Raw genomic sequence first — 21,228 nt, 5'->3', positions numbered from 1 at the left:
CGGAGTGCCGGTTCTGTGACGGCGCTTCGGGGCTAATGACGGTTACGGTGCGGAAACCCGGATCCGGCAACTAGTCTTGTAGTGTGACTGAGCTATCCGCAAAACCTGCCTCCCTGCTGACCAGTACCGCCCAGAGCGGTGCCGCCGACTATCCGGGACTGGACCACTGGCGGGACCTGCCGGTTTCCCAGCAGCCCAGCTGGCAAAACAAAGAGGTCTTTGACGCGTCCGTGAAGGAACTTTCCGTCCTTCCGCCGCTCGTGTTCGCCGGCGAAGTGGACATCCTCCGTGAAAGGCTCGCGGCGGCCGCACAGGGCAAGGCGTTCCTGCTCCAGGGCGGGGACTGCGCCGAAACGTTTGAGGCGGCAACGGCGGACAAGATCAGTGCCAGGGTCAAGACCATCCTGCAGATGGCGGTCGTCCTGACCTACGGCGCTGCGATGCCTGTCATCAAGATGGGCCGGATGGCCGGACAGTTCGCCAAGCCCCGCTCCTCCAACGATGAAACGCGTGACGGCGTGACGCTCCCGGCGTACCGCGGCGACATCGTCAACGGCTACGATTTCACTCCGGAATCCCGTGCCCACGATGCCAGCCGGATGCTGAAGGCCTACCACACCTCCGCCTCCACACTGAACCTTATCCGCGCGTTCACGCAGGGCGGCTTCGCTGACCTGCGCCTGGTCCACCACTGGAACAAGGGCTTCACCGAGAACCCGGCCCACGCCCGCTATGAGTCACTGGCACGTGACATTGACCGGGCCATCAAATTCATGGCGTCCTGCGGGGCGGACTTCGAGGCCCTAAAGCGGGTGGAGTTCTTTGCGAGCCACGAGGCGCTGCTGCTGGATTACGAGCGCGCGCTGACGCGCATCGATTCCCGGACGGGACTTCCGTACGACACGTCCGCGCATTTTCTCTGGATCGGGGAACGCACCCGTGAACTGGACCACGCCCACGTGGACTTCCTGTCCCGCGTCCGTAATCCGATCGGCGTCAAGCTGGGCCCGTCGACGTCAGGCGACGATGCGCTGCGGCTCATCGACAAGCTGGATCCGGACCGCGAACCGGGCCGGCTGACCTTCATCACACGGATGGGCGCGGGCAATATCCGCGAGAAGCTTCCCGCCATCGTTGAAAAGGTCACGGCGTCCGGTGCACAGGTCCTCTGGGTCACCGACCCCATGCACGGGAACACGGTCACCTCGCCCAACGGCTACAAGACACGGAACTTCGATGACGTCATCGACGAAGTGCGCGGCTTCTTCGAGGTGCACCACTCGCTGGGCACCATTCCGGGCGGCCTGCACGTCGAGATGACAGGTGACGACGTCGCAGAGTGCCTCGGCGGCGCGGACCCCATCGACCAGGAAGCATTCCTGGACCGCTACGAATCGGTCTGCGATCCTCGCTTGAACCACATGCAGTCCCTGGAGATGGCGTTCCTCGTCGCAGGAGCCCTGTCCAAGCGCTGAGCTGCTGGCAGGCGCTGACCTGCCGCCCTGGCTGACTAAAAAGCTCCGCCCGGCTGGACCAGCCGGGCGGAGCTTTTCCTGGTGTGGCGCGGCCGCTGTGAGCAGGTCGCGATTGCGCTCAGACGACGGTGAGGGTGACGACGGAACCCTCGGGCACCTGGGTGTTCACCGGATCCTGGTCCCGGACGGTTCCGAAGAAACCGCCCAGGATGTTGTTGACCCGGACCTCGAAACCGAGCTTCTCCAGCGCCTTGCGTGCATCATTGGCCTGCCTGCCGATATAGCTGGGCACATCGACAAGCTTGGGCCCCTTGGACACCGTAAGGGTGACGGTGGCACCCCGGGTGAGGCTGCCGTTTGATGGCTCCTGGGCTACGACGGCCCCTTTGGGGACCTTCTTGTCGTTGACGGTTTCGGGTGAGATCACAGCCTTCAATCCCGCTGCCTCGATCGCCTTGACGGCGGCACCCTGTTCCTGGCCGCGCACATCCGGAACGGGAATCGGTTCGGGCCCCTTTGAGACAGTGAGGCTGACAGGCGTGCCGCGCCTGGCCGGGGTGCCCGCCGCCGGGTCCTGGGCGAGTACGGTACCGGCCGGCTCAGTTTCGCTGTAGGTCTCTGTGACAGTGCCCAGGGCCATTTCGGCGCCGTTGAGTTGGTTCTTTGCCTCATCCAGCGATCTACCGCTCATTCCGGGCAGCGGAAAGAGCTGCGGTCCTTTGGAAACGAACAGGGACACCATCTGGAACTTGCGGATTTCCCGCCCTGCTTCCGGTTCGGTGCCCACGACCAAACCGGCGCGGATATCGTCGTCGAAGACATCCTTCGTGGTGGACTGGAAGCCCGCTGTGCCAAGCAGTTGCTGGGCCTCGGCGACGGTCTTGTTAGCCACCCTGGGGATGGTCCCCGGGGAGCCGGGTCCCATCCCGAAGAACCAGCCGGCGCCGGTGGCGAGCAAAGCGGCGATCACCAGGATGATGATCCATAGAAGGCCGCGACGACGAGGGTTGCCTTCGCGGAGGGAGCGCACGGGAGTGGCCGCTGCCTTGGACTGTGCCTTGGCGGCATCGCGGTCCAGCCTGCGTTGTTCCCGCTTACTCAGGGGAACCGCGGAGTCCGGCACGTCGTCGCCCGGATCTCCGAAGACGGGCTCCGGCTCCGCGGGGGCGGCCAGAGCGCCGAACTGGCCCGGCCGACGCGCAGCCGACAGCACCGTGGTGGGATTGCTTTGGCGGGTGATGATTTCAGTTGGATGCTGCCCGGCGGGCAGGATCTCCGTCTGGTCCTGGCGCACAGGGGACCCGGCCCCGGAGGGAAGACTGGCGGGCGGGTGTTGAGGCGGGCGGAGCCCCGCCGGAGAATGGGAGGCGGCGGCAATCGCAGCCGGGGGCTGAAGATCGAGTTCAGCGTCGGTCAGGTTGGTCCGGATATGCCTGAGCTCAGACAAGAGTGCATTGCCGTCGACCGGCCGCTGTTCAGGGTCCCTCGCCGTGCACCACTGGACGAGCTCGTCGACTTCGGCGGCCAGTCCCGGAACCACCGCGGAGGGGGCTTCCACCGAAGAATTCACGTGCTGATAGGCCACCTGGATGGGGACTTCGCCGTCGAACGGCTGCTTGCCGGTGATCATTTCGTACAGCATGATGCCCACTGAGTAGATGTCGCTTCGGGCATCCGCCTGCCGGCCGAGAACGAGCTCCGGCGACAGGTAGGCCACGGTGCCGATCAGCGCCCCGGTACTGGTTGAGGTGGTGACTGCACGGGCCAGCCCGAAATCACCGACCTTGATCCGACCGTCGTCGGCGATCAGCACATTCTCAGGTTTGATGTCCCGGTGGATCAATCCCGCGGCATGCGCCGCCCCCAACCCTTCGACCACGGGGTCGATCAAGGCCAGGGCCAGCCGGGGAGACAGCGCACCCTTCTCGTTGATGACATCCCTGAGGGTGTGGCCCTTGATGTACTCCATCACCAGGTAGGCGGTATGGCCGTCGCTGCCCTGGTCAAGGACGCCCACCACGTGGGCATGGGACAGCTTGGCAGCGGCCTTTGCCTCACGGCCCAGCCTGTCCAGGAAGTTGCCGTCATTGACCAGGTGCGGATGGAGGACCTTCAGTGCGACGTCCCGCTCCAGCCGCTGGTCCGTCGCCAGGTAAACGGTGGACATTCCGCCGCGCGCCAGCCTGGACTGAACCCGGTAACGGTTGTCCACCAGCGTTCCAACGAGGGGGTCCGACACTTTATCCTGCACCCTACGATCCTAAGTGCTCCACGGAAACGGGTCCGAATCGACATGCGACCCGGACCCGTATCGTTACCCTCCCGGCACCCTCTTATAGGCGCCGGCGCGGTTCAGCTGAAGTTCTTCTTGTGCGCCTTGATCGCTGCCACGTAAGCCTTCGTGTCATCGAACATGCCGTTCTTGCTGACGGAGTACTGGCCCTGGTAGTAGCCGGCGATGGCGTTGTCCAGGTCCTTGCTGGTGCGGATCAGCTGGCGAATGATGGCCACGCCAGCGGTTGCGTTGTCGTAGGGATCCAGGAGGTTCAGCTTGCGGCCGACAAGATCAGAAGCCCATTCGCCCGACGTCGGGATGACCTGCATGGTGCCGATGGCATTGGCTGGCGAGACTGCGCGCTGGTCGAAGCCGGACTCCTGGTAGGCGAAAGCAAGGGCGAGCGAGGGATCCACGCCCATCCGACGTGCAGTGTCCGCGACGATCGACTTCATCTGCTCCCTGCTGGGTACGGGAGAGGAGTTCAGCAGGGCCTTGTTCTGGTTGGCGGAGGAGACCACAGCCGACGGGTAGGTGAACCCGAGGAACGAACTTGGCACCAGGGGAGTAACGCTTGCTGCCGGCTGGATCGAGGACCCGCCCGGGATGGCCAGTTTGTTGCCGGGGAAGATGACGCTGGTCATGGTCAGCTTGTTCGCGGCCAGGATGTCTGAAAGCTTGACACCGTGCTTTGCAGCGATGGCGGACAAAGTATCGCCTGACTTCACGGTGTAGGAGCCTGAGCTGGCAGCCTGAGCAGGCGACGGGGCAGGCGTGGCCGCCGGAGCCGGAGCCGGAGCCTGTGCCTGGCCGCTGCCGATCTTGATCTTCTGGCCCGGGTAGATGATGGAGTTCATGTTGAGGCCGTTCCAGCTCAACACCTCGGACAACTTGACGCCGTGCCGTGCCGCAATGGCGCCCAGGGTGTCGCCGGACTTAACCGTGTACACACTGCCGGCGGAGCTGGCGGGCGCGGGAGCCTGCGGAGTGGCCGCCGGAGCGGAGGGGGCCGGGGCCGAACCCGTCAGCTTGATCTTCTGCCCCGGATAGATGATGGTGTTCGGCTGCAGGTTGTTCAGCTTCAGGACGTCGTTGGTATTAAGGCCGTAGCGGCCGGCAATGCCGCTGATGGTGTCACCGCGGGCAATGGTGTACTCGGCCGGTGCGGACGGCTGGGCAGGCCGCAGGGACGCGGGGAGGGCGGTCGAAACCGAGGCCGCGGGAATGACGCCAGCCTTCAGCGCGGCTTCCTGGGCCTGGATTGCCGCTGCGAGGGTCGCAGGCACGGCCCGCGGGCGGGATTCCGCTGACGCCGGCTGGGCAATGGCCAGCGAGGACAGGACGACTGCCGGGAGGGCGGCCGTGGTTGCCGCAATCATGGGCAGGCTCGGCCTGGTGTGCTGCTTTGGCGATCGGGGCGTCGTCATGGGGGTGATCCTCTTCTCAGCGGCAAATGCTGTCGGTCAGGCCGTTGTTACGAATGATACTAGTGTTACTAAAGTTAGTGTTGATGCAAATGTGATCTATGTGAATCTCTCATGAATTGCCGATTAGCACAAGAAATGCGCGGCATTGGATATATGCCTTTTTTCGGAGTGTCGATTTTCGGGTTCGGGCCGCTGCTTTGCGCTGACTAGGCGCATGAGTGCCCGCCGTGGCAATCTTGATCCGTGAGTACTGTAGAAAGCCTTGTAGGCGAATGGCTGCCGCTGCCCGACGTTGCAGAAATGATGAACGTTTCCATCACTAAGGTCCACGGATTGCTGGACGAAAAGGCGCTGGTGGCCCTTAGGGTCGGCGAACGCCGGATCAGGTCTGTTCCTGCCGACTTTATGCAGGACGGCCATCCGGTAGAGAGCCTCAAGGGGACGGTCGTGGTCCTCTCGGACGCCGGCTATACGGATGAAGAACTCATCACTTGGCTTTTCACCCCGGATGAGTCACTGCGGGGGCGGCCGATTGATGCGCTGCGGGAAGGCCGGAAGACCGAGATCCGCCGCCGGGCGCAGTCCCTCGCCTGGTAATACTCACCAGGTCCCTCAACGCGGGCTGAGCGCGGTGGCCGCGCCGCCACAATCAGGCGGCGCGGCTGACGGTTGCCTCGGCCAGCTTGCGCAAGGCCGTCTTGGGAAGGTCATCCAGCGGCAGCAGGTCCAGTTCCGCGAAGGCGGCACGGCCGAATTCCTCAATCAGGACCTCGGTGGCCTGGAGCGCGCCGCAGTCCACAATGATGCGACGGATTTCCTCCACGTCGTCGTCGGACAGGTCCGGGCTCCCAAGTTTGGCATCGAGGAAACGGGATTCCTCCGGGGACGCCTGGTCCAGGGCGAAGGCCACGAGAACCGTACGCTTCCCTTCCCGCAAGTCGTCGCCGGCGGGCTTGCCGGTGGTAACGGGATCACCGAAGACACCGAGGACGTCGTCCCGGAGCTGGAATGCTTCACCGAGCGGCAGGGCGAAGGCTGAATAGCCGCGAAGCAGTTCGTCGGAAGCACCTGCCAAGGCACCTCCGAGGGCGAGCGGGTGCTCCGTGGAGTATTTCGCTGACTTGAACCGGATTATTGACTGCGCCCTGCTGACCGCACCCGCCCGGTCGCGCATGGGTCCGGCGACTTCTTCCAGGATGTCAAGGTACTGGCCCGCCATCACTTCGGCGCGCATCAGGTTGAAGATCAGCCTGGCCTGGCTACCCGATGCCGCCGCCTCACCGATGTCCGTGAACGTTTCTTCGCTGAAGGACAGGCAGAGGTCGCCGGTCAGGATGGCTGCGGCATGGCCGAACCGTTCGCTGTCCAGAGCCCAGCCCTGGTCTTCATGCAGTTGGCTGAACCGACGGTGCACACTGGGACCTCCTCGTCGGGTGTCCGAGCGGTCGATGATGTCATCATGAATCAGCGCTGCCGCCTGGAAGAGCTCCAAGGCGGAGCCGGCAGTGATCACCTCGGTGGCAGCAGCCTCTCCGCCGGCCCCGCGCCAACCCCAGTAGCACATCAGTGCACGCAGCCGCTTGCCGCCGGTCACCAAATTGGAGATGGAGCCCATCAACGGATCAATGTCCTGTGAAATTGCGGACATCACGGACTGGCGTGTGGCCAGGAAGTCGTTGAGCTTGCCGGCGACGGCGGCCACGAATGCCGTCTGCTCCAGGCGCAGCTGCTCCGCGACCGTCACTTCGCGGACTCAGCTGTGACATTGGCGCCGATGGTGAATGTGGATATCCCGCCGGTTTCCACCACCGCAACGTTCACGGTTTCATTGTCACCGCGGAGGAAATCCTTTGAAGCCACAGCGCCCACGTTATCGCCGGGGACCGCTTTGAAGCCTTGGGCCTCCAGCTCCTTTGTATAGAACGCCACGACGGCGGAGGACGGCGAACCGATGTTCCCCACCAGCGCCGCAGTGGCCGGAGTGGACGTCTTGTCGAAGCTGCTTGAAACCACTCGGGCGCCCGGCATCACGGGCAACAGTTTTTGCGGGAAGCCTTCGACGAGTGCGCCGACGACCGCGGTGGTCCCCGGCGACGCCGAAGGGCTGGCCGGCGCCGTGGTGGATACCTGCCCCGTGGCGGAAGCTGAAGCGCTGGCGGTCCCGGTGGCTTTGGCTCCGGAATCGGCCGGGGTGCACGCAGCCAGGGCAAGCACCGCGCCAGCCACAATAACGGCGCAGCCCGCAGGCTTGAGCTTTCCAATTACCTTCACAGGGACAATCCTCCTGGTGTTGACGCCGGATGCAGCCTCCAGTTTAGTCAGTACCACGGCATAGGATTGAAGGCGTGGGGTCGGAACAGGATAAACAGCAGCTCGAAGCGACCCTCCGGGAGCTTCGTCGAAGCAGCATCATGCATGTGGACATGGACGCATTCTTCGTCTCCGTGGAACTCCGCAGCCGTCCGGAACTGGTCGGGAAACCGGTCATTGTGGGTTATCCGGCGGACCGTTCGGTAGTGCTGTCCGCTTCGTACGAGGCCCGGAAATTTGGCGTCAAGTCTGCAATGCCCATGGCGATGGCGGCGCGCATGTGCCCCTCGGCAGTCATTATCGAGCCAAGGCACAAGCTCTACTACGAGGTTTCCGGGCAGCTGATGGCCATCTTCGGATCGATCACGGAGCTGGTGGAGCCCTTGAGCGTCGACGAAGCCTTTCTCGACGTCGGCGGAGCCATTCGGCGGCTGGGGAGTCCGCGTGAGATCGGCGGGATCATCCGCCGGCGTGTCCGGGACGAACTCGGTATCACCGCGTCCGTTGGCATCGCGGCCAGCAAGTTCGTCGCCAAAATAGCCTCCACCCGCTGTAAGCCGGACGGACTCCTGCTGATCGGGCCGGACGAGACCGTTGCCTACCTGCACAGCCTTCCCGTCAATGCGCTATGGGGAGTAGGGGCCAAGACGGGGGAGGTGCTGGCACGAATGGGAATCCGCACCGTGGCGGATGTCGCGGCCACCCCGCCGTCCGCACTGAAGAAGCTGCTCGGGGCGTCAGGGGAGCACGTCTATCAGTTGTCCTGGGGGATCGATCCGCGGCCCGTCACTCCGGTCCGGCTTGAGAAGAGTATCGGTGCCGAGGAGACGTTTGCCGTGGACACTGCCGACGACGCCCTTCTGCACCGGGAGTTGCTGCGCCTGTCGCACCGCACAGCCGAGCGGCTCCGAAGCACCGGGATGGTTGCCAGGACCCTCTCCCTGAAGCTCCGCTACACGGATTTTTCAACCATCACACGCAGCAGGACTGTGCACGCTCCGGTGGACAGTGCACAGCTGATTTATGCCGTGGCTGTCCAGCTCCTGGACTCGCTCGGTCCGCGGGCCATGACTGTCCGCCTTGTCGGCGTCAGGGCAGAGCAGCTTGAGGATGCAGCCCAGACCTCCCTGCAGCTGAGCTTTGACCGCCGGGATGACAACTGGCGGGCGGCGGAACAGGCCCTTGACAGGGTGGCAGAGAAGTTCGGTTCCAAGGCGGTACTTCCTGCGCGGCTACTGGACCCGAACACCGCCGCCGACTGACCTTCCCCACCGGCCGACTGCGGCCAAAAAGCCGCCGCCGGGTGCGCCCAAAGCTCCCGGAAGCACCGACTCCGACGACGGGGTGCGCTGCGTGGGAGTGTCTTTCAGAACAGGGCGCAACAAACTATCCTTAGATATACATAGATTTCGAACGTCTGGACATACCCAAAGTCGTCTGTGTCAGCCTGCCGTCGGAATGCGTGGAATCCGGTCGACCGATATACGGTGGCCGGGAACCTCCTGCGCATGCCGGTCGTTATTGGATTGACAACATTAAGGCCACGGCAGGTCCGGACGCTGGCCGACTTAAGGAGGTCGTGATGCCGCTCTCGGAGCACGAACAGAAGTTGCTCGAGCAGTTGGAGAAGCAGCTGCACGAGGACGATCCGAAGTTTGCCAACTCAATGGGATCGGATCCGGGCCGTAACTGGTCCATGCGCCACATAGTGATTGGCGTGCTGGCCACCCTGGCCGGTGTCCTCCTGCTGCTGGTGGGCGTATCACTTCAGAGCATTTTTGTTGGTGTCCTCGGATTTATCGTGATGGGAGCCGGAGTCTATTTCGCAACGATGCGTAGTTCCGCTGCCGGCAAAGCGAAACCGGCCGGTGCCAAGAAGGCCGGCAAGGGGCGTAGTTCGTTCATGAGCGGCCTGGAAGAACGCTGGGACGAACGCCGCCGCGGCGAACCGTGACAACGCTGTCCTGACAGCCGAATCCGGACCCATTCTCTAACGCTCCACTTCGCACCACCTGCCCGCGGGCAGGGCTGCAGGAAGACCCGCCCCGGCGGGTCTTTTGCATTTAAACGCCCCGATCCTGGCCCGGCATGCGGGCGCGGATCCGCGCCGTACGCCGTCGTATCTCCCTTAGCGCGCCGCGTGCACCACTGACGCCAAAGTCCCTCCACTTTGCACCACCCCGGGGAACCCCCGGATTTCCGGGGCAAGATTCCTCCAATCCCGGGAGGAATGTCCCGTGTCGCGTTGACTGTGGAGCGATGTGGAGTAAAGTGGAGCAGGTAAGAGGGTAGTGGCAGCACAGGGGACGTGCAGCTCCTGACGACAGACAGGCGGGTGGCCATGTTTCTTGGCACTCATTCGCCGCGTTTGGACGAAAAGGGGCGGATCATCCTCCCAGCGAAGTTCCGCGAGGAACTTGCCAGCGGTTTGGTACTCACCAGGGGCCAGGAACGCTGCATCTACGTCTTCAGTGAACGGGAATTCGGACGGATTCACGAGCAAATGCGGGAGGCGCCCATCTCCTCCAAGCAGACTCGTGACTACATCCGGGTTTTTCTCTCTGGAGCCTCGGACGAGGTACCTGATAAGCAGGGGCGCGTGACTATTCCTCCCGCGCTCCGGGCATACGCAGGTCTTGGCAGGGAGCTTGCCGTCATCGGCGCCGGCTCCCGCGCGGAGATCTGGGACGCCCAGGCTTGGAACGAGTACCTGGCAGAGAAGGAAACCTCCTTCTCTGAAACCGATGACGCCATACCGGGAATCTTCTGAGGCCCGGGGGGCGACAAAGGCAACGCTTCTTGAACGAGATCTCCAGCCGCCCATCCGAACGTTGTCCTGGCTCACTTCCCCGGAGCCAGGCGGACGCCCGGATAGGCGCGGATGGGGATCTGGCTTAAGAAGCAAACCGAGGCCCAACCCGGCAGACCACGGCACGAAAGGACGAAGGTATGAGCGATCCCAACCAGCCAAAACCCACGTCCGAACGCCATGTACCGGTCCTCAAGGACCGGTGCATCAATTTGTTGGCCCCGGGAATCGAGGCGGCCCGCCAGCGGGGCGTGACGCCCGTGGTGATCGACGCAACCCTGGGAATGGGCGGCCACTCCGAGGCACTACTCCAGCGGTTTCCGGACCTTCACCTGATCGGGATCGATCGCGACGAAGAAGCGCTGGCCCTCGCCGGTGAGCGTCTGAAGCCCTTCGCGGACCGGACCGACCTGGTCCACGCTGTTTACGACGAGATCCCGGACGTTCTCCGGGATCTTGGCGTTACGGAAGTCCACGGTGTCCTCATGGACCTGGGGGTTTCCTCCCTGCAGCTGGACGAGCGCGAACGTGGTTTTGCCTACTCCTTTGATGCGCCCCTGGACATGCGCATGGACACCAGCCGCGGGCAGACTGCGGCTGACGTAGTCAACAACTACAGCGAAGAGGACCTGGTCCGAATCATCCGCAAGTGGGGTGAGGAGAAGTTCGCCGGCAGGATCGCAAACCGCATCGTGGCAGCACGTGAGGCAAAGCCGTTCACAACCACCGGTGAACTGGTGGACACCATCCGGGCGGTCGTTCCCGCCGGCGCGGCAAAGACCGGGGGACACCCGGCCAAACGCACCTTCCAGGCCCTGCGGATTGAAGTCAACGAAGAACTTGATGTCCTTGAACGTGCGGTACCCGCCGCCGTGGATGCACTCGCAAGGGGGGGGCGGGTGGTGGTCATGTCCTACCACTCGCTGGAGGACAAGATCGTCAAGAAGGTCTTCCAGGCCGGCTCCAAGTCCTCAGCGCCGCTGGGCTTCCCGGTGGAACTGGAAGAACACAAGCCCGAGCTCAAGACCCTGACCAAAGGCACCGAGGTGCCCACGGCAGACGAAATCGCCGAAAACCCACGCGCAGCATCCGCCCGGTTGCGCGCTGTTGAACGAATCAGAGCCAGGAGGGCCGCATGAGCACCGCCGCTGCTAAGAACTTCCCAGTCGTGTCAGGTACGGCGGCCCGTGCCCTCACGGGGGTCAGGCCCTCGGAAGGGTCCGAACGCAAGCTGCGGACCCCGTTGTCGGTGGTCCGCTCAGCGCCGCGCAAGCGCAGAGCTCCTTTCGTCGTGCTCTGTTTCGCGCTGCTCGCCGTGGCGCTCATCGCTGTCCTGGTGCTCAACATCTCCGTCTCTACAGCCCAGTACCAGCTGGTGCAGCTCCGGGGCGAGCAGTCCACGCTGACGAAGCAGAACCAGGACCTGACACAGCAGGTCCAGAACTTCGATGCTCCCCAGAACCTGGCCGCCAAGGCCACGGAACTGGGCATGGTGGCTTCCACCGGCAAGGGCCAGATCGACCTGTCCACTTTGACCGTCAGCGGTACGCCGAAGCCTGCCGTTAAGGGTGACAAGCCGGGAGCCATCATTGCAGCGCCGGCTGTTGCCGGTCAGTTGACGGTGGTGCCGCCCGCCACGACCAAGGAACCTCTGGCTGTCCGAAAGCCGGCTGAAGCCGCCGTCCCTGCCGCTTCGGTCCCTGCGGCGGCACCGGCCGCGGCTGCCCCTAAGCCCGCGGTTGATCTCCACGGAGGATCCGTACCGGCACCGAAGCAGAAGACGCCCGGACAGTAACTGACAGGACTGAAAACCAGTACGCAACCAGCAAGGACTCACCGTGGCGAAGAGCACCGGCAAGAAGACAACCGCAAAAGTGCCCAACGCCACCAGGAGGCTCCGCCTCGGCCTGGGCATCATGCTGGCGCTGCTGCTGGTGGTCGGCGGAAAGCTGTTTATGGTCCAGGGGCTGGACATCGGCGGGATGGCCGAGGCCGCGCTGAATAACCGCCTCACGCCAATAGAGCTCCCTGCCGAGCGCGGCAGCATCCTGGACGCGAACGGAACGGTTTTGGCAAACAGCGTCATCCGCTACAACGTGGTGGTGGACCAGCGCGTCAACACGAAGACGGAGTCGTTCAAGCGGCTGGACACGGTCGGCGACAAGGAACAGCTCGTCACGGTTTCCAGGGATAAGGGCATCCAGGAGTTGGCAACAGTCTTGGGGCAGGATCCGGCTGACGTCAAGGACGCCCTGACGGGGGAGAAGCCCTACTACATCGTGGCGAAGGACCTCAAGCCCGATATGGAGGACCGGATTTCCAAGCTGCAGATTCCGGGAATCGTCACCGTCGGCACCAGCAAGCGCGTCTACCCCAACGGTTCCGTAGCCGGCGGTATCGTCGGCTTCCTGCAGGACGGAACATCGGGCCAGGCAGGGCTGGAGCAGACCCAGGATGCAGTCCTCAAGGGAACTCCCGGCAAGCGGCTCTTTGAGATCGGTGCCGACGGCCTGCGAATCCCCGTCGGTGTGGACGAACTGACGCCCGCTGTCGACGGCAAGGACATCCGGCTCACCCTCAACTCGGACCTGCAGTATTTTGCCCAGCAGGCCATCCAGAACCAGTCGGACAAGCTGAGCGCCGAATGGGGCGTCATCATTGTCCAGGACATCAAGACCGGTAACATCATCGCCATGGCGGACACCAACGCCCCGGATCCCAACGACCCCGGAAAGGTGGCAGCCAAGGACCGCGGCGTTCGTTCGGTGACGGCTGCCTACGAGCCAGGTTCCGTGGAAAAGATGATCACAGCCGCTTCCGTCATTGAAGAAGGCAAGTCCAGCCCGTTGGACCATTTCACCATCCCGCCGTCTTACGTTGTGGACGGCCAGGTCTTTACTGACTCGTTCGATCACGGAACTGAGGAACGGACCCTGGCCGGCATCCTGGGCTGGTCCATGAACACGGGAACGGTAATGGCGGGCCAGCGCCTCACCAAGGAGCAGCGCCACGACTGGCTGCAGAAATTCGGGATCGGCGAAGCCCCGGACATCGGTCTTCCCGCCGAAGCGAGCGGCATCCTCACGCCGGCCGACCAGTGGGACGGCCGCCAGGAGTACACCGTCCTCTTCGGACAGGGCGTTTCGCAATCCACGCTGCAGACCGTCCGTGCCTACCAGTCGATTGCCAACGACGGAGTGATGCTGCAGCCGCGCCTGATCGACAGCTACATCAGCCCGGACGGAACCGAGGAGAAGGTCCCGGCGAAGGAAAGCCGGCAAATTGTGTCAAAGGAAACGGCGAAACAGGTGCGGGACATCCTTGAGAGCGCAGTGACCGAAGGCCAGATCAAGGACGCGGCCATCGACGGCTACCGCGTCGGCGCCAAGACGGGAACTTCCGAATCACCGTGCGACGACGGCAAGTCCGGGTACTGCGGCTACACGGCCTCCATGGTGGGGATGGCGCCGATGGACGATCCGCGGTTTATTGTTGAAGTTGTCCTGCAGCGTCCCAAAGGCAGTATCTACGGAATCACCAACGGTCCGGTTTTCCGCTCCGTGATGAGCCAGGCGCTGCGGACCTACAACGTTCCGCCATCGACGGGCGAGCCGGTCAGGCTGCCCCAATACGTCAAGTAGCACGTCCACAGCATCGTAGGTAAGAGGGGAACATCCCCTACGCCCGGTGTGATCCACTAGCACCAACGGAGATCCAGTTGTCAGAGCACCATGCCCCAGGCAGAACCGATACAACGAGCGGCACGGTTCCGGGATCCGGGTTCCGGCCGACCGCCGTTGCCGAGGTGCCCCTTGGCACCATCGGCGAGTCTGTCGGCGTCGTCGTGCCCGGCGCATCCAGCTCCATCCCGGTCACCGGGATTTCACTGAACTCGAGGACTGTCCAGCCCGGCGATCTTTATGTCGCCCTGCCCGGCGCTACCAGGCATGGAGCGGATTTCGTGTCGCAGGCCGTCGAGGCGGGTGCCGTCGCCGTCGTGACGGACGACGACGGCGCGAGGCTGCTTGCGTTGTCAACGGACACTCCCGTGCCGGTCCTGGTGGTTCAAGAACCCCGCAGCGCTGTGGGCGGCCTGGCGGCACTGATCTACCAGAGCCGGCCGGAAAGCGGAACATCGCCGTCGCTGTTCGGTGTCACCGGCACCAACGGCAAAACCACCACGACGTACTTCATCAATGCGCTCCTGCAGGCGTTGGGCCGAAGGACCGGCCTGATCGGCACCATCGAGATCCTGGCGGGCGGTGAACCGATTCCCAGCCTGCTGACCACGCCGGAATCCACCGACCTCCACGCACTGCTGGCCCTGATGCGCGAACGCGGCCTGGACGCTGCGTCGATGGAGGTCTCCTCGCACGCAGTATCGTTCCACCGCGTCGACGGGGTCCAGTTCGACGTTGCCGGGTTCACCAACCTCACCCAGGACCACCTGGACCTCCACGGGACCATGGACGAATATTTCCAGACCAAGGCCCGGCTCTTCACGGCCCGGCACGCCAAGTCGGCCGTGATCACCGTAGACGACGAGTGGGGACGTCGCCTGGCTGACACGGCAGGGATTCCGGTCACTACCCTGGCTACCGCCGGAGGCCACGATTCCGCGGTGCCGGCTGCTGACTGGACAGTCACGGCCGCCGCCCCCCGGGGACTTGGCACGCAGTTCCGGCTGCGGCACCGTGAGGGCAGCGAACTTCGTGTACACACGGGGCTGCCGGGAAGCTTCAACGTTTCCAACGCCGCCCTGGCGACCGTTATGGTCCTGGCCAGCGGGGTCGAACCGGCCGCGCTGCAGGCTGCCCTGGACGAGGCTGATCCGTTCACCGTTGCCGTTCCGGGTCGCATGCAACTGGTCTCCACGGCGCCGGCCGCCGTCGTCGATTTTGCCCACAACCCGGATTCCCTGCAGCGTGCGCTGGAAGCGGTGCGCTCGTCCGAGCCCGGTTCGAGGGTGATTGTGGTCTTCGGCGCCACCGGACAGCGTGACCAGGGCAAACGCCCGGCCATGGGGGCCATCGCTGCGCGGCTTGCGGACGTGGTGATCATCAGCGATGACGATCCCCATGACGAGGACGCCGCCGACATCCGTGCGGACGTCCTGGCCGGCGCGCGTGAGGCGAAGGAATCCGGCGGCCTTGGCTGCACAATCCTGGAATCATACCCGCGGGACGTGGCGATCCGGGAGGCCGTCAAGATGGCGCAACCGCAGGACACGATCCTGGTGGCCGGGCGCGGCCACGAAGTCTGGCAGGAAGTCAAAGGCGTCAACCTGGCGCTCGATGACAGGGTGGAGCTCCGCGAGGCCTTGACAGCCCGCGGATTCACCGTTCTGAATGACGAGCGGATAGAGTCCTAGACCGAGATGATTGCATTTACTGCGGCGGAAATTGCCGAAATTACAGACGGCCGCCTTGCCGCCGATCCGACCATCACGCCCTCGGCAGTGGTCACTGATTCCCGGGAAGCCACGGAGGGATCCCTCTATGTGGCCAAGCCCGGCGAAAGCGCTGACGGCCACGACTTCATCGGCGCAGCCTTTGAACGCGGCGCTGTCCTGGCCCTGGTGGAACGGGACGTCACCGACGGTAGCGGCACCCCGTATCCCGCCGTCGTGGTGAAGGACGCGGTCCTTGCCATGGGCGCACTGGCCGCCGAATCAGTGCGCCGGATCCGTGCCCGCCGTGAGGCTGAGGGTATGGAATTCACCGTCATCGGCATCACCGGCTCCGCCGGCAAAACCACCACCAAGGACCTCCTCGCCGGAATCCTCTGTGCCGAGGGAAACACGGTCTCACCCCAGGGCTCCTATAACGGCGAGGTGGGTGTGCCGCTCACTGTTTTCCAAGCCGGATTCGACACCCGCTACCTGGTGATCGAGATGGGCGCCACCGGGATCGGCCACATCCGCTATCTCGCGGACATGGTCCGGCCCTCGATTGGAGTGGTCCTGGGCATCGGGACCGCCCATGCCGGCGAATTCGGCGGTGTGGACAACATCGCCGTTGCCAAGGGCGAGTTGCTTGAGGCCCTCCCGGACAGCGGGACAGCCGTCATCAACCTCGATGACGGCCGTGTTGCCGCGATGAGGAGCAGGACCACGGCGAACGTCCTGGGCTTCTCGGCGCAGGCGGCCGACGACGTCCCGGATGCCGTTCTGCGCGCCGTCCACGTCGAAACGAACCCGGCCGGAAATCCCGAGTTCGAACTTTTCTTCCCCGGCGAAGCCGCAGGACACCACGTAGGCAGCCGCCTCATCGGTGCGCACCACGTGACCAACCTCCTGGCAGCCGCCGGCGCCGGCTACGCTGCCGGCGTTAGCGGTGGACGGATCGCGGCCTCCCTCAGCACACAAACGGCGGCCAGCCGCTGGCGGATGGAACGCACCGAGCGGCCTGACGGCGTGACCATCATCAATGATGCCTACAACGCCAACCCTGAATCGATGCGGGCCGCGCTGCGGACTCTGGCGGACCTGGGCCGCGGACGCCGGACCTGGGCCGTGCTGGGGGCCATGCTGGAATTGGGCGACGAGTCGATTCGGGAGCACATGGCAGTGGGCACGCAGGTAGTGCGGCTCAACATTTCCCGCCTGGTGGTGGTTGGTCGCGAGGCGCGTTCGCTCTATGTCTCCGCCGTGAACGAAGGCTCCTGGGGCGACGAGTGCGTCTTCACGGAGTCGGCCGACGAGGCTTACGATCTCCTCCAACGTGAGCTGGAACCTGGCGATCTTGTCCTCTTCAAGTCCTCGAACAGTGTGGGCCTGAGGCATTTGGGTGATCGGATAGCATTACCCCCACAAGTCCGAGCAACCGCCAATGAAGGGAGCGAGTCGCTGTGATTGCACTACTGATCGGCGCTGGCCTGGCCCTGCTGTTTGCATTGGTGGGAACTCCGCTGTTCATCCGTCTACTGGTGCGGAAGAGCTACGGCCAGTTCATCCGCGACGACGGTCCCACATCGCACCACACCAAGCGCGGCACCCCCACCATGGGCGGCACCGTGGTGGTCTTCGCGGTCCTGCTGAGCTACGCGCTCACCCACCTCATCATGTGGATGATGAATCCAAGGTCACCCGGGCCGTCGGCCTCCGCGCTCCTGCTCCTGTTCCTCATGGTTGGAATGGGCCTGGTGGGATTCCTGGACGACTTCATCAAGATTTCCAAGCAGCGCAGCCTTGGCCTGAATGCCAAAGCCAAACTGGTATTGCAGGGCGCCGTCGGCATCATCTTCGCCGTCCTGGCCTTGAACTTTCCCAACGCCGACGGTGTGACCCCCGCTTCGACCCAGATCTCCCTGGTGCGGGACATCCCGTGGCTGAACCTTGCTTTCGGCGGTACCGTCCTCGGCGCCATCCTGTTCGTACTGTGGTCCAACCTGATCGTGACGGCTGCCACCAATGGCGTGAACCTCACCGACGGCCTGGACGGGCTCGCCGCCGGGGCCTCGGTAATGGTGTTCGGTGCCTACACACTGATGGGCATCTGGCAGAGCAACCAGGCGTGCGGTTCGCCGCGGCAGACGGGTGGCGGCTGCTATTCCGTACGCGACCCGCTGGACCTGGCGCTGCTCGCCGCGATCCTGAGCGCTGCCCTGGTCGGCTTCCTCTGGTGGAACACGTCCCCGGCGAAAATCTTCATGGGAGATACCGGATCGCTGGCCATTGGCGGAGCCGTCGCAGGCTTCGCCATCCTGTCCCGGACCGAACTGCTGCTCGCCTTCATCGGCGGCCTCTTCGTCCTCATCACCCTCTCGGTGATCATCCAGGTGGGCTACTTCAAGATCACCAAGGGCAAGCGATTCTTCAAAATGGCACCGCTTCAGCACCACTTTGAACTCAAGGGCTGGGCGGAAGTCACCGTGGTGGTCCGGTTCTGGATCCTGGGCGGCCTCTTCGTCGCAGCGGGTCTGGGCATCTTCTACGCAGAATGGGTGGTCCTGCTATGAGCAGCCCTATACCTTCGCCGCTGGCAACGTCTCCCCGGCTCGAGAACCTGGTGACATGGGACTCGGACTGGGCCGGCCTCAGGGTGGTCGTGACGGGAATCGGCGTGTCCGGCTTCGCCGCCGCAGACACCCTGATCGAACTCGGTGCCCGGGTTGTGGTGGTTGACGCGGCCACCAGTGCCACAGCGCGGGCCCAGGCGGACACCCTGAAGATCGTGGGTGCCGTGGATGTCCTCCTCGGCGAGGACGCCGTGCACTCGGTCCCGAAAATTGACGGCCTGAAACCGGAACTGATTGTGACCTCGCCGGGGTGGCGTCCGGACCAGGCCCTTCTCGCGGCGGCCGCCCGGACCCACATCCCGGTCTGGGGCGATGTGGAACTCGCGTGGCGCGTGCGCGAACGCCAGGGCCGCAAGACCGCGGACTGGCTGACCATCACCGGAACGAACGGGAAGACCACAACCGTGGGCCTCACGGAGTCCATGCTGCAGGCGGCCGGTCTCAAGGCCATTGCCGTGGGAAACGTGGGAACGCCCATCCTCGACGCCCTGCGTGACCCGGTTGAATACGACGTCCTTGCAGTCGAACTTTCAAGCTTTCAGCTGCACTGGAGCCATTCCGTTTCTCCGGTCGCAAGTGTGTGCCTCAACGTTGCTGAGGACCACGTGGACTGGCACGGGTCCTACGCTTCGTACCTGGCCGACAAGGCGAAGGTCTATGAGCAGACGCAGAAGGCCTGCATCTACAACGCCGAGCAGATCGAAACCGAACGCATGGTGGAGAATGCGGACGTCGTGGAAGGCTGCCGGGCGGTCGGGTTCACCACGTTGACTCCGGCCATCAGCATGCTCGGCGTGGTGGAGGGCCTCCTGGTGGACCGTGCCTTCATCCCAGAGCGCAAGGACAGTGCTGCCGAGCTTGCCGCGATGGCGGACCTCGGCCCGGTTGCCCCGCGCCACATGGTGGCCAACGCCCTGGCAGCGGCGGCGCTGGTCCGGGCTTACGGTGTGGAACCGCAGGCGGTACGCCAGGGACTGAAGAACTATATTCCCGGAGAACACCGCATCCAGCTTGTGGCCCGGCACAACGATGTGCTGTGGATCAACGACTCCAAAGCGACGAACCCTCATGCTGCCGCGGCATCGCTGGCCGCGTTCACCAATGTCATCTGGATCGCGGGCGGGCTCTCCAAAGGCGTGAGCTATGACGAGCTGGTCCAGGAGCAGGCGCCTCGGCTGAAGGCCGTAGTCCTGATCGGAGCGGACACCACCGCGCTCTCGGACGCCCTGAAGCGACACGCACCGGATGTCCCCGTGATCGGGCGCACGAAGGGTGACACTGAAAATGTGCAGTCTGCCGGGACGGGTGGCGCCGGCACAGTGCCCTCGCCGATTTACGGGGAAACTGTGATGGCCCAGGCCGTCGCCGCAGCGGCACAGCTGGCTTCTCCGGGAGACACTGTGCTCATGGCCCCGGCGGCTGCTTCCATGGATCAGTTCTCTTCCTACGCTCACCGTGGCGACGCCTTCATTGAAGCTGTCCGCGGGCTCGTGGAAGGGCAGGCTCAGACCGGCGAGGAGTAACAATGGTCAGCACGCCCACCCGTGCCCCGGCTGCCAGGCAGCGGGGCGCAACCCCGCTCCCGCCGGCTTCGCGGACCGGAAAGGCGGCAGGCACCAAGCCGTCAGCGCCAAAAACCCGGGCCCCGGGGACTGCAGGGACCGGCCACGTGCCGCCGCTGGCCCGGCTTCGCGGCTGGTACCGGAGCTTCTGGGCGAAGCTGGAAGGGACCGGAAAGTCACGCAACGGTTCCACGTACTACCTGATCCTGGGGGCCACCCTCGCACTGACGGCCATCGGCATCATGATGGTGCTGTCCGCGTCCAGCGTTGAAGCGATTGCAGCGGGGGAGTCGCCGTACACGGCAGCGCTCAAGCAGGGCATGTTCGCCGCCATCGGGGTCTTCCTCATGTTCGTCCTCTCGCGCGTCAACGTGGTCTGGCTCAAGCGCCTGGCGTGGCCGGGGATCGCGGGGGCCTATGTTCTCCTGGTCCTCGTCCTCCTGATCGGCACCAGTACCAACGGCAACCAGAACTGGATTGAGTTCGGCGGCATCACCTTCCAGCCGTCAGAGGCGGCAAAGCTTGCCCTGGCCCTGTGGATGGCCACAGTGCTGGCGGTGAAAGCCAAACTGCTCCACCGCTGGCAGCACGTGGTGGTTCCGGTCCTTCCTGCTGCCGCTGGCATCATCGGACTGGTCCTGGCCGGGAACGACCTCGGAACTGGCATGATCATCATGATGATCATGGCCGCTGCACTGTTCTTTGCCGGCGTCCCCCTGTATATGTTCGGCATTGCAGCCCTGGTGGCCGTGGCCGGGGCCGGGTTCATGGCTGTGACAAGCTCCAACCGGATGTGCCGGATCACGTCGTGGTGGACCGGAAACTCCTGCGGCGAAGGCATCGACGCCAACTACCAGTCAACCAACGGCCTGTACGGCCTTGCCTCCGGCGGGTGGCTGGGGGTCGGACTGGGCCAAAGCAGGCAGAAGTACAGTTGGATCCCGGAAGCCCACAACGACTTCATCTTTGCGATCATCGGCGAGGAACTCGGGCTGGTGGGCACCGTCGTCGTGCTGATCCTCTTTGCCATCCTGGGTGCCGCGATCTACCGCGTTGTGGTGGCGCAGGAGGACCTCTTCCACCGCGTCCTTGCGGGGACCATCATGGTGTGGCTGCTCGGCCAGGCCACCGTCAACATGTCCGTGGTCACCGGACTGGTCCCCGTCATCGGCGTGCCGCTGCCGTTCATTTCCTATGGCGGCTCGGCGTTGCTGATGTCGCTGTGTGCCGTCGGCGTAGTGTTGTCGTTGGCCCGGGAACAGATGGCACCAAGCCTGCAGCCCAAGCGGCTGCTCAAGTTCCGCACCAAGGGCGGCCGCCCGCACCCCACACGAAAGCGTAAATAGCACTT

At 64.2% G+C, this 21,228-nt stretch carries 17 protein-coding genes; 13 read left to right on the top strand and 4 right to left on the bottom strand.

Annotated features, from left to right (window positions below; genetic code table 11):
* Positions 1–83: 83 nt before the first annotated feature.
* On the top strand, positions 84–1,475 hold the full coding sequence (locus ACFVWT_RS17985) for a class II 3-deoxy-7-phosphoheptulonate synthase (protein ID WP_390250200.1): 1,392 nt from the start codon (positions 84–86) through the stop codon (positions 1,473–1,475).
* Between the two features lie 118 nt (positions 1,476–1,593).
* On the opposite strand, the gene ACFVWT_RS17980 is transcribed toward ACFVWT_RS17985, so the two are convergent.
* Both ACFVWT_RS17980 and ACFVWT_RS17975 read right to left on the bottom strand, forming a co-directional pair.
* Positions 1,594–3,726 carry a PASTA domain-containing protein gene (locus ACFVWT_RS17980; RefSeq protein WP_390250198.1) on the bottom strand — a complete coding sequence of 711 codons (2,133 nt, stop codon included), beginning with the start codon at positions 3,724–3,726 and terminating at the stop codon, positions 1,594–1,596.
* Positions 3,727–3,827: 101 nt separating this feature from the next.
* Positions 3,828–5,177, bottom strand: coding sequence for a LysM peptidoglycan-binding domain-containing protein (locus ACFVWT_RS17975; protein ID WP_390250196.1), 1,350 nt, complete (start codon positions 5,175–5,177; stop codon positions 3,828–3,830).
* A gap of 243 nt (positions 5,178–5,420) precedes the next feature.
* On the opposite strand from ACFVWT_RS17975, the gene ACFVWT_RS17970 reads away from it, so the two are divergent.
* Positions 5,421–5,774, top strand: a complete 354-nt coding sequence (locus ACFVWT_RS17970; RefSeq protein ID WP_011691416.1) for an Rv2175c family DNA-binding protein — start codon at positions 5,421–5,423, stop codon at positions 5,772–5,774.
* Positions 5,775–5,826: 52 nt separating this feature from the next.
* Here ACFVWT_RS17970 and ACFVWT_RS17965 read toward each other — a convergent pair whose 3' ends face one another.
* On the bottom strand, positions 5,827–6,921 hold the full coding sequence (locus ACFVWT_RS17965) for a polyprenyl synthetase family protein (RefSeq protein WP_390250193.1): 1,095 nt from the start codon (positions 6,919–6,921) through the stop codon (positions 5,827–5,829).
* Positions 6,918–7,448, bottom strand: coding sequence for a hypothetical protein (locus tag ACFVWT_RS17960; protein ID WP_390250191.1), 531 nt, complete (start codon positions 7,446–7,448; stop codon positions 6,918–6,920). Before ACFVWT_RS17960 ends, ACFVWT_RS17965 begins: the two co-directional genes overlap by 4 nt.
* Positions 7,449–7,588: 140 nt before the next feature.
* Between ACFVWT_RS17960 and dinB the strand changes: the two genes are divergently transcribed.
* The 11 genes from dinB (at position 7,589) to ftsW (ending at position 21,223) form a co-directional block, all read left to right on the top strand.
* Positions 7,589–8,749, top strand: coding sequence for a DNA polymerase IV (gene dinB / locus ACFVWT_RS17955; RefSeq protein WP_390250299.1), 1,161 nt, complete (start codon positions 7,589–7,591; stop codon positions 8,747–8,749).
* 320 nt (positions 8,750–9,069) lie between these two features.
* Entirely contained in the window at positions 9,070–9,441 is a 372-nt protein-coding gene (locus tag ACFVWT_RS17950; RefSeq protein WP_390250189.1) for a DUF3040 domain-containing protein, read from the top strand.
* A gap of 387 nt (positions 9,442–9,828) precedes the next feature.
* Positions 9,829–10,257 carry a division/cell wall cluster transcriptional repressor MraZ gene (mraZ, locus tag ACFVWT_RS17945; RefSeq protein ID WP_011691421.1) on the top strand — a complete coding sequence of 143 codons (429 nt, stop codon included), beginning with the start codon at positions 9,829–9,831 and terminating at the stop codon, positions 10,255–10,257.
* A gap of 179 nt (positions 10,258–10,436) precedes the next feature.
* Complete coding sequence (gene rsmH, locus ACFVWT_RS17940) at positions 10,437–11,435, top strand: 16S rRNA (cytosine(1402)-N(4))-methyltransferase RsmH (protein ID WP_390250187.1); 999 nt, start codon at positions 10,437–10,439, stop codon at positions 11,433–11,435.
* The gene (locus ACFVWT_RS17935) at positions 11,432–12,091 is read left to right on the top strand and encodes a hypothetical protein (protein ID WP_390250185.1); all 660 of its coding nucleotides are present in this window, start codon (positions 11,432–11,434) and stop codon (positions 12,089–12,091) included. Before rsmH ends, ACFVWT_RS17935 begins: the two co-directional genes overlap by 4 nt.
* A gap of 43 nt (positions 12,092–12,134) precedes the next feature.
* On the top strand, positions 12,135–13,937 hold the full coding sequence (locus ACFVWT_RS17930) for a peptidoglycan D,D-transpeptidase FtsI family protein (protein ID WP_390250183.1): 1,803 nt from the start codon (positions 12,135–12,137) through the stop codon (positions 13,935–13,937).
* 77 nt (positions 13,938–14,014) lie between these two features.
* Positions 14,015–15,667, top strand: coding sequence for a UDP-N-acetylmuramoyl-L-alanyl-D-glutamate--2,6-diaminopimelate ligase (locus ACFVWT_RS17925; RefSeq protein WP_390250181.1), 1,653 nt, complete (start codon positions 14,015–14,017; stop codon positions 15,665–15,667).
* Positions 15,668–15,673: 6 nt separating this feature from the next.
* Entirely contained in the window at positions 15,674–17,149 is a 1,476-nt protein-coding gene (murF, locus tag ACFVWT_RS17920; protein WP_390250179.1) for a UDP-N-acetylmuramoyl-tripeptide--D-alanyl-D-alanine ligase, read from the top strand.
* Entirely contained in the window at positions 17,146–18,255 is a 1,110-nt protein-coding gene (gene mraY, locus ACFVWT_RS17915) for a phospho-N-acetylmuramoyl-pentapeptide-transferase (protein ID WP_209745993.1), read from the top strand. Before murF ends, mraY begins: the two co-directional genes overlap by 4 nt.
* A complete protein-coding gene (murD, locus tag ACFVWT_RS17910; protein WP_390250177.1) occupies positions 18,252–19,838 on the top strand; it encodes a UDP-N-acetylmuramoyl-L-alanine--D-glutamate ligase in 1,587 nt (528 codons plus the stop codon). The genes mraY and murD overlap by 4 nt, the downstream gene beginning before the upstream one ends.
* A 2-nt stretch (positions 19,839–19,840) precedes the next feature.
* Positions 19,841–21,223 (top strand): putative lipid II flippase FtsW, encoded by a 1,383-nt coding sequence (gene ftsW, locus ACFVWT_RS17905; RefSeq protein ID WP_390250175.1) that lies wholly within the window; start codon positions 19,841–19,843, stop codon positions 21,221–21,223.
* Positions 21,224–21,228: the final 5 nt, after the last annotated feature.

Source organism: Arthrobacter sp. NPDC058288, from assembly GCF_042880995.1.
Classification (GTDB): Bacteria; Actinomycetota; Actinomycetes; order Actinomycetales; family Micrococcaceae; genus Arthrobacter.
Note: the sequence above shows the minus strand (reverse complement) of the source record. Positions and strands in the feature narration are given on the sequence as shown.